The following is a 17,470-nucleotide window of genomic DNA, read 5'->3' as shown; positions in this document are numbered from 1 at the left end:
ATTTCGCTCCTTCGGAGCTCCCGCAGCCACCCACGATTCCGGCCCACGCCCGCGGTGTCAGCAGCGGTTGGCCGGGGTGCCGAGCGTCTGGTATAATGCGCCCAGAGAGGGTTCACTCAGGCAAGGAGCGGCGAGATGGCCAACGACAGGCTCTTGGCGCGGCTGGAGGAGCTGAAGCGGCAGCGGAACGCCGTGATCCTGGCGCACAACTACCAGCGGCCCGAGGTGCAGGACGCGGCCGACTATACGGGCGACTCGCTGGGCCTCTCGCAGCAGGCGGCAGCGACATCGGCCGAGGTGATCCTGTTCTGCGGCGTGCACTTCATGGCCGAAACCGCCGCGATCCTCTGCCCCGAGAAGACCGTGCTCATCCCCGACCCCAACGCGGGCTGCCCGATGGCGAACATGGTGACGCCGCGCGAGCTGGCCGCGCTGAAGGCGCAACACCCCGAGGCCGTGGTGGTGACCTACGTGAACTCGTCGGCCGCCATCAAGGCGATGACGGACGTCTGCTGCACGTCGGCCAATGCCGTGAAGGTCGTGGCCTCGATCCCGCGCGAGCGCGAGGTGCTGTTCGTGCCCGACCAGAGCCTGGGCAGCTATGTGGCGAGCCAGCTCCGCCGCCCGATGATCCTGTGGCCGGGCTATTGCCCCACGCACCACCACATCCTGGCGAGGGACGTGCAGGCCCTCAGGGCGGAGCACCCTGACGCCGTCTTCGTCTGCCATCCCGAGTGCACGAGCGACGTGGTGGCCCTGGCCGACAAGGTGGCCAGCACGTCGGGCATGATCGAGTGGTGCAGGAGGACGCCGGCGAAGACGATCCTCGTGGGCACCGAGATCGGCCTCCTTCATCGCCTGCGCAAGGACAGCCCGGAGAAGACCTTCCTGCCCGTGTCGCCGCTGGCCGATTGCCCGAACATGAAGCTGAACACGCTGGAGAAGATGGTCTGGGCGCTCGAGGATATGGAGTACCGCGTCACGGTGGCGCCCGAGGTGGCCGGGCCGGCGAGAAGGGCGATTCAACGGATGTTGGAGATTGCGTGACGCGCGATGCGCGATGCGTGAGGAGAGGGCGGAGCGCACATTTCCCTGCCTCCTCACGCATCACGTATCACGCGTCGCGTCTGTCGCCCATGAAGATTGCGGTGGCGATGAGCGGGGGGGTGGATTCCAGCACCGTGGTCGCGCTGCTGAAGCAGGCGGGCCACGAGGTGATCGGCCTCCACATGCGGCTCGTGTGCGTCGCTCCGTCCGAGGCGGCGCGAGTGGCGGAGGCCCTGGGCGTCCGCCCCGAGGACCTGTGCTGCCCCCAGGGCCACGGCTGCTACGTGACCCACGTGGCGAAGTCGCTCGGCGTGCCGATCGAGATGGTGGACTTCGCCGCGGAGCGCGAGGCGCTCATCGCCTATCTGTGCTCAGAGTACGATGCCGGCCGCACGCCGAACCCGTGCGTGGTGTGCAACCGCTGGAACAAATTCGGCCGGCTCCTCCGCCGCGGCCTGGCGCTGGGCGCGGAGGCGTTCGCCACGGGCCACTACGTGCGCCTCGCCCGCCGCGACGGCCGCCTCGTGGTGCGGCGCGGCGCCGACCCTGCGAAGGAGCAGTCCTACGTGCTCTTCGGCCTCACGCAGGGGCAACTCGCCCGCTGCCTGTTCCCGCTGGGGGACCTCTGCAAGACCGAGGTGCGCCAGATGGCGGCCCAACTCGGCGTCCCCGCCGTGGAACGCGAGGAGAGCCAGGACATCTGCTTCATCCCCAGCCGCGACTACCGTCGGCTGCTGCGCGAGCGGCTGGGCGACCGCATCCAGCCCGGCCCGATCCTCGACACGGCGGGCTGCGTGCTGGGCCGACACCCCGGCTGCCAGCTCTTCACCATCGGCCAGCGGCAGGGCCTCGGCGTGGCGCTCGGCTCGCCCCGCTACGTGGTGCGCATTGACCGCCAGGCGAACGCCGTCGTCATCGGCACACGCGAGGAACTCCAACGCAACACGATGCGCGTGTCGCAGGTGAACTGGATGGCCTTCGCCGAGCCGCCGGCGCGGGTCGAGGGCACGGTGCAGATTCGCTACAACCACCAGCCCGCCCCTGCGACCATCGAGCCGACAGCGGACAGCGGGGCCCGTGTGACGTTTCACACGCCCGAGACCGGCGTGAGCCCGGGCCAGGCCGCCGTCTTCTACGAGGATGACATCGTGCTGGGCGGCGGCTGGATTGATGGATGACATTGCGAGGGAGGAGGCCCTTTCTCGCAGAAAGGGCCTCCTCCCCCGCGTCCCCCTCCTTCCCAAAGAGTCTCGCAGTGTAGAGAGGTCTCTGGAGAGGGGGGCGGGGAGAAGCCTTTCTTTCCAGAAAGGTTCTCCCCGTCTCCTATTGCTCCATGCCCTGGATGTCGCGTTCGGGCTGGGTGAGGTCGTAGAGCGTGTGGAGCAGGGCGGCGTCGGCCTCGGTGACCTGCTTCTTGCGGCGGGCGAGCACGCGGCGGGCCACCTCGACCGCCAGGGCCGGGGAGTAGGGCGAACAGCCCGAGTCGGTGAGCCACGAGAACGAGGCGAGGAACTTCGGCGGAAACCCGCTGGTGAGGACGTTGCAGCAGAAGCCGATGACGCTGCCCGTGAGGAACGTGGAGGCGATGGCCGACTTGGAGTGGTCGCCCATCGCGAGGCCGACGAACATCGAGCCGGTCTCGACCAGCTTGTGCGGCAGTTGCACGCGCACGGTGCCGTAGGTGTTCTTCAGGTCGCTGTTGATCGTGTCGGCGGCCAGGTTCACCCACTGGCCGATGTAGGCGTGGCCGAGAAAGCCGTCGTGCTGCTTGTTCGAGTAGCTGTGGACGATCGAGTTCTCGATCTCGCCGCCCACCTTGCACACCTCGCCGATGTTGGCGCCCTCGCGCAGGCGCGCGGCCATCTGGATGGTGGAGTGCGGGCCGATGTAGGCGGGCCCCTGGATGCACGAATTGGGCATCACCTTCACGCCCTCGGCGATGTAGACGGGGCCCTCCTCGGCGTCAATCACGCAGCAGGGCTTCACCACGGCCCCTTCGCCGATGAAGACGTTCTCCTTGCCGAGCACGTAAACGCCGTCGCAGACCCTGCCGCGAATCTCGCCCGCGGGGGCCAGGTCCCTGAAGTCCCGCTTCAGCTCGGGCTCATTGCGGTTGATGATCTCCCAGTAGTAGCGCAGCAGCGTGGCCCTGTGCTCGACGTGCCGTGTGGTGTGGGGCAGGGCCTTGGCCACGGCCCCGTCGAGGAAGTGACGCGGGGTGAGGGCGGCTGCGGTCCTGGCTCGGAGCCGCGCGTAAGCCAGGCTCCCCTCGCACAGGCCGAGCTCCTCGGGGCCGTCCACCGGGATGGCCTTCTCCATCAGCAGGCGGCCGTTGAGGAACAACACGTCCTGGTCGGCCGGCAAGTCGTTGACGGGCAGGGGCGAACGCTCGCGGAGCGTGGCGGCCAGGTAGTCGCGGACGAAGAGGGCGAACCTGTGCCCCGGATAGGCCCGCTGCATCTTCTCGAGCAGGCTGCTGATGCCGCAGCGCAGCTCGCAGGCGGGGCGGCAGTAGACGAGTGGGAGAAGATCGCTCCAGCGATCGTCCTCGAACACGCAGATCGCAGCCATTCCGCTCTCCTGTGGCGCTACTTGCCCGCGCGCTTGACCTCGAACGCCGCGCGGTTCGACTCGGCCTTGACCGGCTCGAGGACGCGGATCATGGCCCAGCCGGCCATCTCCTGCTCCACCTTCCAGTTGTCCGAAACGTCCTTGTCGTCCGCCTTGTTGAAGCGGATGGAGTACTCCTTCGACACCGTGCCGTCGCTCTGGACGAAGACGTAGGTGAGCCGGCACGGCCCGCTGACGCGGATGTTGCCCTTGAGCTTGATGGTGACCGGGAGCTTGCCGGCGTACTTGGCCGGCTCGGCCGTCAGAGTCGCCTGGACGTTGACCGCCTCGGGCTCCGGCTCGTCCTTGGCCTTGGGCGGCTCCTTGTCCTTTGGCTTCTCCTTCTCCTTCGGCTTGTCGGGCGCCTGGATGTCCACCGCGTAGTCGGCCCTCTTCGACTCTTCGCGCTCGGGCGCGAGCACGCGGAGCTGCACCCAGCCGCGGGCGTCCTGCGTGAATCGAAGGGGCAGCTCGACCGCCTTCTCGCCCGCCTCGTCGAAGCGCAGCATCCTGGGCGGCGTCTGGCCCCCGTCGCTGCGCACGAACGCGTACTGCACCACGCAAGGCTGGTCCACGCGGATCGTGCCCTTGAACTGCACGTCGGCCGGGCCCGGGCCCTGATACTTGGGCGGGTCGGCCTCGAGACTCACTGAGACCTTCACCTTCTCTTTCTCTTTCGGCTTCTCCTTCTCCTTGGGCTTCGGGAACTCGACCTGGAAGTCCGCGCGGTCGGACTCCACGGCCACCGGGGCGAGCACCTTGAGCGTGGCCCAGCCCGCTCCCTCCGTTGCGATGCGGAGGTCCAGAGCCACGTCCTCGGAGCCTGCCTTGTCGAACCGCAGCGTTCTGGGCAGCACGCGCTGGCCGTCGCTGCGCTCGAAGGTGTAGCGGACCTCGCAGGCCTGGTTCACGCGGATGGTGCCCTTGAGGCGGATGGCGGCGGGCGGGTCGCCCTTGTACTTTGTGGGATTCGCTTTGAGGTCGACCCGCACCTCGAGCGCCGGAAGCTCCACAATGCCCACCTCATAGTCGGCCCGGTCGCTCTCGGCCGCAACAGGGGCCAGGATGCGCAGCATCGCCCAGCCGCGCCCGCTGGCCGTGAACTGGCGGGTGTCCTCGACGTCCTGGTTGCCCTCCTTTGCGAAGCGGGCGACGCGGGGCGGGCTCTGCGTGCCGTCGCTGTAGACGAAGGTGTAGCGCACATCGCACGCCTGGTTCGCGTGGAGGGTGCCGAGGAAGCGCAGCTTCGCGGGGGCGAGGCCGCGGTACTTCGGGGGCTCCACCTTCACTTGGGCATGGAGCTTCATCTCATGCTTCACGTTGGCCTCGAACGGCGTCTGCGGCGACGCGACGGCGATCGGGGCCAGCACCTTCAGCACCGCCCAGCCCTTAGCGTCCACGAGGAACTGGCGGGTCTCCTCGACCTGCTGCTCGCCCGGCCGGGCGAAGCGCACCACGCGCGGCGCGCTCTGTGTGCCGTCGCTGTAGACGAAAACGTACCGCACGTCGCACGGCTGCGTCGCCCGGATCGTGCCCCGGAAGGCGATGACGCCGGGGATGGGGCCCTTGTACAAGGGCGGCACGGCTTGCAGCGTGGCCTCGATCGCCAGCGGCGGTGGGCCCTGCGGCTTCACCGCGAACGCGGCCTGTGGCGAGTCGGTCTGGACCGGCGCCAGGATGCGAAGGGCCGCCCAGCCCACATACTCGCGTTGAAGGGTCCAGGAATCCTCGACCTGTCGGGCGCCACGCTGAAGGAACCGGAGAGTCTGAACCGGGCTGGTCTGGCCGTCGCTGCGCACGAAGACGTACGACACATCGCACGGCTGGCCCGCCCAGATCGTGCCGCGGAAGCGCACCGTGGCCGGGAGCGGCCCCGGGTGCACCTCGGGGAAGGCGCTGAGGGTGGCCCGAACGTGGGGCTGCGCGGCCGGGCGCACCTCGAAGGCGGCCTGTTCGGACTCCACCGGCGCCGGCGCCACCACGCGCAACGTCATCCAGCCGGTTCCCTCGCGGCTCACCAGCCAGCGCGTGCTCACCTCGCGGGCGCCAGGCCGATCGAAGCGCAGCCGCTGGACCGGGCTGAACGAGCCGTCGCTGCGCGCGAAAAGATACTGCACCTCGCACGGGTGGCTGACGGCGATCATCCCGCGGAAGTCAATCGGGGCCGGCAGCGGGCCGCCATAGAGGGCGGGATCCGCTGTCAGGCTGACCTGGATGCGTCGGTGCCCGCCCGAGCGCACCTCGAAGGGCGCCACCTCCGAGGTGAAATCCACGGGCGACAGGATGCGGATGGCCGCCCAGCCGACATAGTCGTGGTGGAGCGCCCAGTCGTCGGTGACGTGCTGCACGCCGCGTTGCACGAAGCGGAGCGTCTGCACCGGCCCCATGGCGCCGTTGCTGCGCACGAAGGCGTACTGCACGTCGCAGGGCTGGCCGACGGCGATGCGCCCGAAGAAGCGCACGAGCGCAGGCAGGCGGCCGATGTACACGGGCGGCTGCGCGAGGAGCGACGCCTGCACCAGCGGGCGCGCCGGCGGACGCACCTCGAAGAAGGCCTGCTCCGACTGGGTGACGACCGGCGACAGGATGCGCAGCGCGAGCCAGCCCGTGCACTCCTGCGCCACGGGCAGTTCCGTCGTCACTTCGGCCACGCCCGCCTGCGGGAAGCGGAGCATGCGGGCCGGCCCCACCCCGCCGTCGCTGCGCACGAAGGCGTACTGCACGTCGCACGGCTGCGCGGCCGTGATCCAGCCCCGGAAGCCGATGGTCGCCGGCAACGGGCCCGAGTAACAGGGCGGCTCGGCCACGAGCCGCGCCTGCACGAACGGCAGCAGGGCGCCGGCTCCGCCGGCTCGGAAGTAGACCATCCGGGGCTGCGGCTGGCCGACGAAGCAGATGTGTGTGAAGCCCGAGTTGCGGACGACGGCCAGCGCCGCGCGGGCCTCCATCTCCGCGAGGCCGAAGTCCAGCAGCCACACGTTTCCCTGCACCAGCATCCAGCGGTCGTTCACCTGAGCCACATCGAGGCGGGCCGGGTCGAGGGGCAGCGCCATTTCGCCGGGCATCGGCCCCATCGGGGGCTGGCCGTTGACCAGGTAGTACTGGAGGAGAGGCATCGGCCGCCCGATCGAGCACTGCTGGTTCATCCGGTAGAAGCGGATGACATTGAGCGCCTGACGGGCGCTTGCCTCGTCGTTCTCGAAGGCCAGCAGCGTGACGTCGGGAGTCGCCAGGAACCAGCGCCCGCCTATAGCCTGAAGAGCCACCTGGTTCGGGTCGAAGCTGATGGTATCCACCCACACCGGGCCGGCCTCGGGGGGCTGGATCGGAGGCTGGTCCGCTACAGGGGGCGGAGGCGGCTGCACGACGACCGGCGGCTGGACGACCACCGGGGGCGGCGGCTGCACGACAACGGGCGGCGGAGGCGGCGGTGTAGCGGTCGGGGGCGGGGGCGGCGGCTGCGGCGGCGGCGGGAGGTAGCCCTGGAGCTCATCACAGGCGGTCAGAACGACCAGGGCCATCGGAAGAAGGGCCAGGAGAAGCAACCAATTCGTCCTGCCGCCACGTGTTGTCCTTCCCATCGAAATCTCCATTCCCAGGTGTGCGGCTCGACCTTCGCCAGGGGACACTTCACCCGAACGAAGGAGGGGTTCGCAGTGCGGCCTTCAGGCCGTATCCTGGACGCCAGATACGGGCTGAAGCCCGCACTACGAACCGCCCCGCCATTTGAGGTGCGTGCCTGAGTCCCCGGTTGATTGAGCAGAGGCGTTACTCCGACGACATTATACACTCAGTTGCGGCCAACCGCCAGCCGCCTACAGGCTCTGACGCTCGTGGGCGGGGCTTTGTTCAATGCTTGGGGCGAACCCTCCGCCGAAGTTGGGAGCGGGGGGCGGCTTCGGTATAATGGGAGGGCAGTCGGCCCCAGCCCGAGTCCCTTGGCAGGAACCAGCCGTGGCGGAACCCTCCAGCGTCCTTGGCAGCAGAGACCTCTCTGCGATGGTGTTCGAACACCTTCTGGCTCTTGGCGCGCCGCTCTTCGAGCAGATGCGCGCCCGCAAGCAGAAGGTGCAAACGCCCGACGAGGTGCTCGAGCACCAGCGCTACGTGCGCGACACGTTCACCCAACTGATCGGAGGCTTGCCCGAGCGGACGCCACTGAACCCGCGCCGCCTCGGGCGACTCCTCCGGCGCGGCTACACGATCGAGAAGGTGATCTTCGAGAGCCGCCCCTGCTTCTACGTCACGGCCAACCTTTACCTGCCCGAGCGCCGCCGCGATGCGGCGCCCGCCGTGCTCGTGCCCTGCGGCCACGCGCGGGAGGGCAAGGCGTACCCCGAGTACCAGAGACTCGCCCAGGCGCTCGCGGCCGGCGGCTTCGCGGTGCTCGTCTACGACCCCCTCGGCCAGGGCGAACGGAGCCAGTACTGGGACGCCCTCAAGGGCGACTCGCGCGTGGGCCTCTGCTGCCCCGAGCACGAGTACGCCGGCACCCAGAGCCTGCTGACGGGCGTCAATCTGGCCAGCTACCGCATCTGGGATGGGATCCGCGCCCTCGACTACCTGTGTCTTCGCGACGAGGTGGACGTGACCCGCCTCGGCTGCACCGGCTGCTCGGGCGGCGGCACGCTCACGGCCTACCTCTTCGCCCTGGACGACCGCCTCCGCGCCGCGATGCCCGTCTGCTACATCACCAGCCGCGAAGCCTGGCTCGCCACGGGCATGATCGCCGATGCCGAGCAGGTGCAGGACCACGCCATCGAGCGCGGCATTGACCACAGCGACCTGCTCATCGCAGGGGCGCCGCGCGCCGTGCGCATCGGCGCGGCCAGCCACGACTACTTCCCCATCGAGGGCACGCGGCGCGCCTTCGACGAGGTCAAGCGGATGTACGCCATTCTCGGGGCCGAGGGCATGGCCGACCTCGTCGTGGCCGAAGGCGAGCACGGCTTCAGCCAGCCCCTTCGTGAGGCGGCCTGCCAGTGGCTCCAGCTCTGGCTGGGCGACCCCGGCGCCGACACCCGCGAGCCCGACATGCCGCTCGAACGGGAGGAGGACCTCCGGTGCGCGCCCGACGGGCAGGTGCACAACCTCGGCAGCCGCACGGTGTTCTGCTTCACCCGCGACCGCGCCCTCACGCTGCCGCCCCCGCCGCCCGAGCTGGCGACCCGCGGCGAGGCCGAAGAGTGGCAGACCAGCCTCCGCTCGCGCCTGCGCGAGCTCCTCAACTGCCCCAGCGGCCCGGGGGCGCCGCCCTGCGACCAGGTGGGCGTCTTCTACCGCGGCAAGTGCGGCATCGAGCAGCTCACGTTCCGCAGCGAGCGCGGCATCACGGTTCCCGCGCTGCTCTTCGTGCCCGACAAAGACCCTGAGCGCAGGCCCGGCATCCTCTACGTCCACGAGCAGGGCAAGGACGCCGAAGCCGGCCCCGCCGGCGTCATCGAGATGCTGGCGAACGAGGGGAACGTCGTGCTCGCCATTGACGTGCGCGGCGTCGGCGAGACGCATTCCATCGGCGCTGTCCCGCGCGACTACGCGTTCATGGGCACCGACGGCTATCACTTCTACCAGTACGGCATGCTGGGCCACAGCCTGGTGGGCAGGCGGGTCCACGACGTATTGCGGTCCATCGCCGTGCTGGCCGAGCGGCCCGAGGTGGACCCCGCCCGCCTGAGCATCGTGGGGCAGGGGAGCGGCGCGCTGCTCGCGCTCTTCGCCGCCGCACTGGACGAGCGGATCACCACGACCGTCTGCTGCAATGGCCTTGTCAGCTACCGCGCCCTGGCGACGAACGAGTTCCATTCCTGGCGGCCGCCCGACTTCGTGAGCGGCATCCTGCCCGTGTGCGACCTGCCCGAGGTGGCCGCGTGCGTGGCCCCGCGACGACTGGTCCTGGCGGGTCCGGTGGACCACATGCGGCGCCGTCTGCCCCAGGCTGAAGCCGAGGCCGCCTATGCCTGGGCACAGCGCGTCTATCAGCTCTTCGAGGCCGAGGAGAATCTGGTCGTCTCGACAGTTGCGCTGTAGCTGCGGCGGATTCCGCGATAGCGGCTAGCATGACAACGCTACCTCCCCGGCGCAAGCCCTGTGAAGCGGTCATTCCGAGCGGAGCCTTGCGAAGTCGAGGAGTCTCTCCTGTCGGGCTCTCAGGCAGGAGAGATGCCTCCACACGCCGGGCATGACGCGGTGTTCACCATCGCGGCAGCTCTGCGCCTGACCTCCCGGAGGTATCCGAACCTGCGGGAGGTCAAGGTCAATCCACCGGCCCTGGTCGCACGATGCGCGGGGCGGTCTTGATGCGGGGGCGGATGGCCAGCCAGTCTACGCCCTGGAACTCGGGGTCGTCTATCGCCCGCACCTCCTCGTCGCCGAGGTAAGGGCACATGGCGTCCACCCACAGAATGAGGCGAAGGAGGTCGTCGGGCGGGAGTCTCACGTCGTTGTGCTTGCCGCTGGAGGCGGTGTCAATGAGGCGGCTCTTGTAGGAGAGGCGGGTCATGGGCGGGGGTGTTTCGTAGCCGCGCGGGTCGCGCTGGTCGTAGCCCTCGACCATGAGCATGTCGGCGATGCCGAAGCCGGGCGGCGGGTTCTTCGGGGGCGCGTAGGCCGCGCCCCAGGCGGGGCGGCCAGTGAAGAGCCAGTAGGTCTCGTCGAAGCCCAGGCCGCCGGGGCGAGGCGTCATGTCCACCTTCGCCTTGCCCTTGCCGTCGCCCGTGTGGCACTTCGCGCAATGCTTGTCGAGGATGGGGCGGACGTAGCGGTCCCAGCTCACCGTGTCGCTGCCCCAGGGCGGCGGGGTGATGCTGCTGGGCTGGCGCTGAATCGCGGCGGTCCTGGCATAGGGTTCGGGTGCGACGCTGTGGAGTTCGTGGCAGCCGAGGCAGCCGCGGCGCTCGCCGGGCATGACGTTCACGAAGCTGCGCATGGTCTGGAGCGCCCGCTGTCGCTCGTCGAGCAGTTGGAAGTGCAGCGGAATGCCGCTCGGGGCGTGGAAGCTCACCGAGCCGTCGGCCTCGATGGGCACGGTGCCGAGGACGCGCTTGACGCCTTCCGATTGCACGGCGGAGACGACCGGCCCGGTGGAGAGATAGGGGCGCTTGTGCCAGTAGGTGTAGGTCTTGTGGTCAATGCTCAGGATGCGGAGGAAGCGGGCCTTGCCGCGCAGTTCATCGGGAGCGCCGCTGTAGACGTTGCCGCTGTAGATCACGCCATCCTTCGGCGACAGGCGGTCCTCGCGGGTCGGCCACTCGACGCGATCTTCAATCACCGGGGGCCGGGGACGGGGTTTGAGGGGGATGGCATGGAACACGTTGTTCACGCCCTCGTAGATCAGTTCGCGGTTGCCATCGGTGTCCATCAGGTAGAGCACGAACTTCCCCCCTCGATTGGCCGAGACGAGGAAGTCTCGCTCGCTCAGAGGGTGGGGCGAGTAGTAGGCGCTGTAGGTGCCGCTGCGGTGGTAGTCGGGCGATTCGATGGGGTCAATCGGGCCGTTGCCCGATTCGGGCCAGGCGACGTCGGCGGTCACCTTGGTGAGGCCGGCGGGGAAGTTGAAGCCGTCGCCCGGCGTGATGATGCCCACCGAGCCGCTGAACCAGTTGTGGTGGGCGGAGCCGGTGAACATCACGCGGCGCGAGCCGGGGATGCTGCGGGCGTCCTTCAGCAGGTCGGGCCACACGCTCTGGTTGCCCCAGAGCGTGCTCACGTGGGTGCCGTCGGGGTTCACGGTCCAGAGGCCCTGGGCGCGCCAGAGGGGCTTGTCGGTGTACTCCCAGCGGGTGTAGACGAGGCGGCCGTCGTTCATCACGGAGGGCAGGTAGTCGGGCTCGTTGTTGGCCGAGATGAGGTAGATGTTCCGCCCGTCGCGGTCGCAGCGGGCCAGCACGTAGGCGTTGGTGGGCGGCATGCAACGGACGTAGGTGTGGCCTCGCGTGGTGGAGAAGACGATGTGCTCGCCATCGGGCAGGTAGATCGGGTCGAAGTCGTCGTAGGGGCCGTCCGTCAGTTGCCGCAGGCCCGAGCCGTCTACGCCGATCTCGTAGAGATGGAACGACTTCTCGTTGTGGGGCTTGAAGCAGAAGAGCACCCTCGTGGCATCCCAGGAGAGGTCGGGTCGCCAGAAGGAGCCGTGGAAGGGCGGCTGTGGCATCAGTTGTGTGAGCTTGCCTTCGGGTGAGAGGCCGTCGAGGATGAGCAGCCGGCCGCCGGGCACGGCCATGTAGCCGAGGCGGTGGCGCGTCTCGTGGGGCCATTCGGAGCCCTGCGGGAAGGGCATGTCTACGAAGAGCAGCCTGGTGAAGTCTACGACGGGGTTCTTGAAGGCAATGCGCCGCTTGATCTCGCGCACCTTGAAATAGGCGTCGCGGCTGGGCGCGGCGAGCTGCCTCTCGATTTTCTCAAGTTCACCCAGCTCCACGCTGAAGTCGGCTCGGGCATCTAGTCCCGCCTTCAGGCGGTCTTCTCTCTGTATTCTGTCGGCGAGCGCGCGAGTCCAGGCAATCTCGCTCTCGATGCGTTCGGGCGATGGGTTGTGGTCGGCCTGGTGAAGCCAGTCGCGCTCCAGTGCCTGGCGTGCCTCATCCGGAGTCGGGTTCCGTGTCTCCGGTGTGGAGGGCTTGACGTAGGGGGCGACGGCCTCCTGGACGTATGGGCGAAGCGTCACGCGCTTCGCCGCCTCCAGCATCACCTCGAGCCAGTCGGGCGCGAAGGCGGCGGCATCGCCTTGGGCCTTGAGGGCCTCGAAACGCTGCTCGATGGCCTCGGCCTCCTTCCAGCGGGCGAGATCGGCGGGCGACTGCCTTCTCCACTGGGCTTCGGTGAGGGGCTTGTACTCCACCATCATCTCGACGAGGCGGCCCGCCTCACGGAGGTTGAAGCTGTTGCCCCTGGCCACAACGTAGTCCACGGGACTGAGCCCCGTGGCGGCCACGAAGCGGTCGAAGTCGCCGGGGAAGGCAGCCTTGAGCCGCAGCCGCAGAGCCGCGAGGAGCCTGGGCGTGGCGGGGATGGCGCTGGCGGCGAAGCGGCGGCGCGAGGCGGCGAGCGTTTCGGCGAACGTCTTGCCCGCGGTGAAGAACGCCTGAAGGTCGGCTTCGGCGTCGCGATGGAACTTCTCCTGGGCCTTCAGGCCGTGGCGGTAGAGCGTCGCCACGTCGTCGGCGGTCAGCGCGTCTTTGTAGATGCGAAGGTCGTCCATCGCGCCCTGGTAACACTCGCCGCCGTTGGACGAACCGATGCAGCCGGGGGCCGAGCCGCCCGCGGCCAGGGCGCCCGAGCGTTCCAGCGCGCCGATCTCCTTGCCGTCGAGGTAGACCCGCATCGTCTTGCCGTCGAACGTCGCCGCGCAGTGATGCCACGAGCCGTCGAGCAGTTGGGCGGGGGTGATTGCCGCGTCGCACTCGGCGTAGCCGCCGGCGTTCAGCCCGAATGACAGCACCCGCCCGAACTCCTGGAACGAGAAGAGCACGCGCTGGTCGCCGTCCTCCTTGCGGAAGATCTCGCGGTAGCGTTCCTTGTCGAGGGTCACGGGCAGCACCCAGGCGCTCAGCGAGAGCTTCCGCACCGCCGCAAAGTCAGGCTTGGCGGGCACGCCGAGCATGTGGTGGCCGGAGAAGTTGACGGCAGAGCCATAGACCCCCTCCACACGCGGAAACCTGCCTTGGCCGCCCAGGGATGAAGCATCCTGGCCATTGCCGCTCGCGTCGCGAACGACCGCCTCCGAGTCCTCGTCAAACGTCCAATACGCCAGCAGCGGCCTGGCGATGGCCGGCGGGTCTGAGGATGGGGCCGCTGGGGTGGCCGCCTCAGCGGCTCGGACTGCCCCGAAAGCAGAGGCGGCGAGCACAAAGGCGGAGAGCACACTTGGCACGGGAACGCCCTCGTCAGGAGATGAGGCGGTGCTTGACGCCGAACTGCTGCGCGCAGCGGGCCAGGGGCTTGTCCGTGGTGAGGAGCGTCAGGTCGTTGGCGAAGGCGGCTGCCAGATGCAGCGCGTCGAGCGCGCGGAGCGGCACGGCGAAGCGCCCGATCCACTCGCGTGCCAGGTCATATTCGCGGGCTTCGATGGGTACGATTGCGTAGCGGTGGTCGGTAACGTGAAGCCGGAACAAGGACACAACCTTGTTGGCCGTCGCGCCATCGAACTCCCGCGTTCGCACCTTGAGTGCGACGGCGGAGCAGAACTCGATCTCGACGAGCGGGCTGATCGTTGGGCTCGCTGTCTCGAGGATGGCCTTCTGAACCGCCGTGCTCAGGGGCTCGGGGCAGTAGTAGGCCGCGAGCAGGCTTGTGTCGAGGTAGGCCATCAGTAGCGTTCCTCGTCGCGCAGGCCGACGACCGTGCGAGACAACGGTTGCCCCTTCCGCGCAATCGAGGCCCTGAAGGCTCGGAGGTCGGGCAACGGGGCGCCTCCTGCTTCTGCGGCGGGCGCGATGCGGGCCACGCTCTTGCCGCGACGGGTGAGCACCACCGTCTCACCACGTTCCGCGGCGCGGACAATGTCGCTGAACTGCTTGCGAGCTGCCTTGATGTTCATGGAGGCCACGGCCGCGCTCCTGAAGGTTACACTTTCAGTGTACACGCTCCCCTGGCGATGTCAAGGCGGGGGCTGCGGCGGGTGTGGGCCGGAATTGTAGGTGGCTGCGGGAGCCCCGAAGGAGCGAAATGGGATAGCCCAGGGCAGCGCCCTGGGAACAAGACCGCCCCGGTCGTAGCCCTGAAAGGGCGAAATAGAGAGCTTCCATCTCGCCCTTTCAAGGCTGGACCCGTGGATCCCACTCAACCCAGGGCGTTGCCCTGCTCTTCGCCCACATCTTCCGGGGGGCGGGGTCTAGCCCCCGAAGAGGGCGTTTGAGGGTAGCCCAGGGCGACCGAAGGGAGCCCTGGGGAGAGGCGGCCCCAGGGGGGAGCCCCCGAAGGGGGGCGATTCAAGGCGTGAAACGCCCCCTTCGGGGGCTTGGACGGGCGGGGACGTCCGTCCCAGGGCTCCCTTCGGTCGCCCTGGGCTACGGCCCGGTCGCCCGCGTTCGCGGGCTGCAAGGCCCTCACGTGTGGGAGAAGATGAGGGCGTTGCCCTGGGCTACCCTATGCGAGCCCTTCCGGCGCCAGAGAGAACCACCGTGCCCACAATTCCTGCCCACACCCGCTGCGGCATCACCTGATCACCCCCAGGTCAGCGAGGAGCTTCTTGAACTCTTCGGCGTTGACGGCAGCGTGCCCCGCGTGGCAGTTGTTGAAGAAGATGTAGACGTTCTCGGCTTCGGCGTCGAGCTGCTGGATCTTGGGCAGCCATTCCTCGAGTTCGTCGCGGCGATAGCGGTAGTTGTAGCGCTCCTTGCCGCCGCCCTCGTACCACTTGCTGGCATCGCGGCTGTGGAAGCGGACGTAGGCCGTCGGGGCCGTGGCGACGGCGATGCGCGGCATCAGGCCGGGGAGGGCCGGCTCGTCCACGCAGCAGAACCCCAGCCTGTGGGCCCGCAGGAAGCTGAAGACCGCCTGGTTCGCCCACTGGGCGTTGCGGAACTCCACGACCAGCGGGTCGTGGGGGAAGTCCTCGGCCAGCGCCGCGAGATAGGCGCGGTGGCGCTCGGTGTTGCGGAAGGAGTAGGGAAACTGGCACAGCACGCCCGCCAGGCGGCCCGCCTCGCGCGCCGGCGCCATCGCCTCGTTGAACGCCGCGGCCACGCTACGGTCCTGCTGGTGCGTGGTGGCCTCGTTGGCCTTCACCCAGAAGGTGAAACCGGGCGGCGTCTTCTTCACCATCGCCTCGATGGTGCGGAAGCTGGGCATGCGGTAGTACGTGAAGTTCAGCTCGACCGTGTTGAAATGCTCCGCATAGTACTCCAGCTCGCCGCCCCTCGGCACCGAGTCGGGGTAGAAGGGCCCCTTCCAGTCCGAGTACTGATATCCCGAGGTGCCGACGGCGATCACGGGAGGCATCCTCCAGGGGGAAGCGGGGGACGCGGGCGCCCCAGATTATAGCGCATTGCTCTGGGCGGCACACTCGGCGTCAGCGGCTTTGGGGGTCGAGCGCGTCGCGGAGGCCATCTCCGAGGAAGTTGAGGGCCAGCAGCGTGAGCGAGAAGGTGACGCCCGGAAAGACCATGAGCCAGGGGCAGACCTCCATCGAGCGGGCCCCCTCGGCCATCAGGGTGCCCCAACTGGGCATCGGGTGCTCCACGCCCAGGCCCAGGAAGCTCAGGAACGCCTCTTGGAGCATGACGGCGGGGACGTTCAGTGTGGCGTAAACAATGACGACGCCGAGGAGATTGGGCACGATGTGACGGAAGATCAGGCGGAGCGGTCCCGCGCCCAGCGCGCGGGCCGCCTCGACGAATTCGCGTTCCTTCAGCGACATCACCTGCCCCCGCACGATCCGCGCCGTGGTGAGCCACTGCACCGCGCCCAACGCGATGAAGAGGTTCAGAAGGCTCCGCCCCGCGATCATCACGATGAGAATGACAAGGAACATGAACGGCAGGCCGTACAGCACGTCCACGAACCGCATCATCAGGTTATCGGTGCGCCCGCCCACGTAGCCGGCGATGGCGCCATAGGAGACGCCGATGACCAGGCTGACCACGGTGGCCACAACGCCAACGGCCAGCGACACGCGGGCGCCGTAGAGGAGGCGCGAAAGGAGGTCGCGGCCAAGCGCATCGGTGCCCAGCCAATGGCCAGCCGACGGAGGCTTGAGGGCCTCGGGCAACTCCACGGCGTCGTAGGGGCGCGGCGCCAGCAGCGGCGCGCCGAGGGCGAGCAGCCCGAGCGCGACGAGGAAGAGCGCGCTGGCGGCGGCCAACCGATTGGCCAGCAGGCGCCGCAACGCCAGCCGGCCCGGGGACATCCCCTCGCAGGATGCCGAGCGTTCGTCGTCGTGTGGGGGCGTGCCGGTGCTCATTCGGGGCGGATCCTCGGGTCGAGCAGGGCCTGGACAACATCCACTACGAGGTTCAGGACGACCAGCAGCGTGCTGTAGACGAGCACGGTGCCGAGAGCGAGGGGATAGTCGCGGTCGGTTGCGGCGTTGATGAAGTGGGCGCCCATGCCCGGGATCGCGAAGATCTGCTCGATGACGAACGAGCCCGTGAGGATGCTGGCCGTCGCCGGCCCGAGATAGGAGACCAGCGGCGCAAGCCCCAGCCGCAGCGCGTGGCGGCGCACGACGGCCCCCTCCGAGAGCCCCTTGGCGCGGGCCGTGCGGATGAAGTCCTGCCGCAGCACCTCCAGCATGCCGCCGCGCGTGAGGCGCGCGATGCGGGCCGCGTAGGCGAGGCCGAGAGCCGTCGCGGGCAGCGCCAGGTGGCCGAGCGTGCCCCAGCCCGACGTGGGAAACCAGTGGAGCGTGAGCGCGAACAGGCTCACGAGCAGCGGGGCGAGGACCATGCTCGGAATGGAGACGCCGATCATCACCAGCCCCATGGCCGCGTGATCGCGCATCGTGTTGTGGTGGAGCGCCGCGTAAACGCCCGCCAGGCCGCCCACCAGAAGCGCGATGAGCAGCGCCGTGCCGCCCAGGAGCGCCGACTTCGGGAAGCCCGCGGCCAGAATGCCGTTCACCGAGGCATCGGGCCGCCGCAGCGACGGCCCCAAGTCCCCGCGAAGCAGCCTGCCCACATACCGCAGGCACTGCACTGCGATGGGGTCGTTGAGGCCGTAGCTGGCCTCGAGACGCTCGCGAATCCTGGGGTCGAGCGGCTTCTCCTGGTCGAACGGCCCGCCGGGCACGGCGCGCATCAGCGCGAACGACAGCACCACGATGGCCAGAAGCGTGACGGCGGAGGCAACCAGGCGTCGAAGCACGAAGGCGAGCATG

11 protein-coding genes are annotated in these 17,470 nt (G+C 68.8%); 3 read left to right on the top strand and 8 right to left on the bottom strand.

What is annotated here, in order from left to right; all coding sequences use genetic code 11:
* The first annotated feature begins 135 nt into the window (after positions 1–135).
* Both nadA and mnmA read left to right on the top strand, forming a co-directional pair.
* Positions 136–1,047, top strand: a complete 912-nt coding sequence (nadA, locus tag PLE19_13000) for a quinolinate synthase NadA (GenBank protein HPD15866.1) — start codon at positions 136–138, stop codon at positions 1,045–1,047.
* Positions 1,048–1,136: 89 nt separating this feature from the next.
* Complete coding sequence (gene mnmA, locus PLE19_12995) at positions 1,137–2,225, top strand: tRNA 2-thiouridine(34) synthase MnmA (protein HPD15865.1); 1,089 nt, start codon at positions 1,137–1,139, stop codon at positions 2,223–2,225.
* Between the two features lie 145 nt (positions 2,226–2,370).
* Here mnmA and PLE19_12990 read toward each other — a convergent pair whose 3' ends face one another.
* Entirely contained in the window at positions 2,371–3,618 is a 1,248-nt protein-coding gene (locus tag PLE19_12990) for a putative sugar nucleotidyl transferase (protein HPD15864.1), read from the bottom strand.
* 17 nt (positions 3,619–3,635) lie between these two features.
* Entirely contained in the window at positions 3,636–7,202 is a 3,567-nt protein-coding gene (locus tag PLE19_12985) for a hypothetical protein (GenBank protein ID HPD15863.1), read from the bottom strand.
* Positions 7,203–7,611: 409 nt separating this feature from the next.
* On the opposite strand from PLE19_12985, the gene PLE19_12980 reads away from it, so the two are divergent.
* The gene (locus PLE19_12980) at positions 7,612–9,684 is read left to right on the top strand and encodes an acetylxylan esterase (GenBank protein HPD15862.1); all 2,073 of its coding nucleotides are present in this window, start codon (positions 7,612–7,614) and stop codon (positions 9,682–9,684) included.
* 226 nt (positions 9,685–9,910) lie between these two features.
* On the opposite strand, the gene PLE19_12975 is transcribed toward PLE19_12980, so the two are convergent.
* The 6 genes from PLE19_12975 to PLE19_12950 form a co-directional block, all read right to left on the bottom strand.
* The gene (locus tag PLE19_12975; protein HPD15861.1) at positions 9,911–13,525 is read right to left on the bottom strand and encodes a hypothetical protein; all 3,615 of its coding nucleotides are present in this window, start codon (positions 13,523–13,525) and stop codon (positions 9,911–9,913) included.
* 13 nt (positions 13,526–13,538) lie between these two features.
* Complete coding sequence (locus tag PLE19_12970) at positions 13,539–13,961, bottom strand: type II toxin-antitoxin system VapC family toxin (protein HPD15860.1); 423 nt, start codon at positions 13,959–13,961, stop codon at positions 13,539–13,541.
* Positions 13,961–14,191, bottom strand: a complete 231-nt coding sequence (locus PLE19_12965) for a type II toxin-antitoxin system prevent-host-death family antitoxin (protein HPD15859.1) — start codon at positions 14,189–14,191, stop codon at positions 13,961–13,963. Before PLE19_12965 ends, PLE19_12970 begins: the two co-directional genes overlap by 1 nt.
* Before the next feature lie 617 nt (positions 14,192–14,808).
* Positions 14,809–15,585, bottom strand: a complete 777-nt coding sequence (locus PLE19_12960) for a DUF72 domain-containing protein (protein ID HPD15858.1) — start codon at positions 15,583–15,585, stop codon at positions 14,809–14,811.
* Between the two features lie 79 nt (positions 15,586–15,664).
* The gene (locus tag PLE19_12955) at positions 15,665–16,555 is read right to left on the bottom strand and encodes an ABC transporter permease (GenBank protein ID HPD15857.1); all 891 of its coding nucleotides are present in this window, start codon (positions 16,553–16,555) and stop codon (positions 15,665–15,667) included.
* Positions 16,552–17,469: an ABC transporter permease subunit gene (locus tag PLE19_12950; GenBank protein ID HPD15856.1), complete on the bottom strand. Its 918-nt coding sequence runs from the start codon at positions 17,467–17,469 to the stop codon at positions 16,552–16,554. Before PLE19_12950 ends, PLE19_12955 begins: the two co-directional genes overlap by 4 nt.
* Position 17,470: the final 1 nt, after the last annotated feature.

It is taken from the genome of Planctomycetota bacterium (assembly GCA_035384565.1).
Classification (GTDB): domain Bacteria; phylum Planctomycetota; class PUPC01; order DSUN01; family DSUN01; genus DAOOIT01.
The sequence above is the reverse complement of the archived record's forward strand: the minus strand, read 5'-3'. Positions and strand labels throughout refer to the sequence as shown.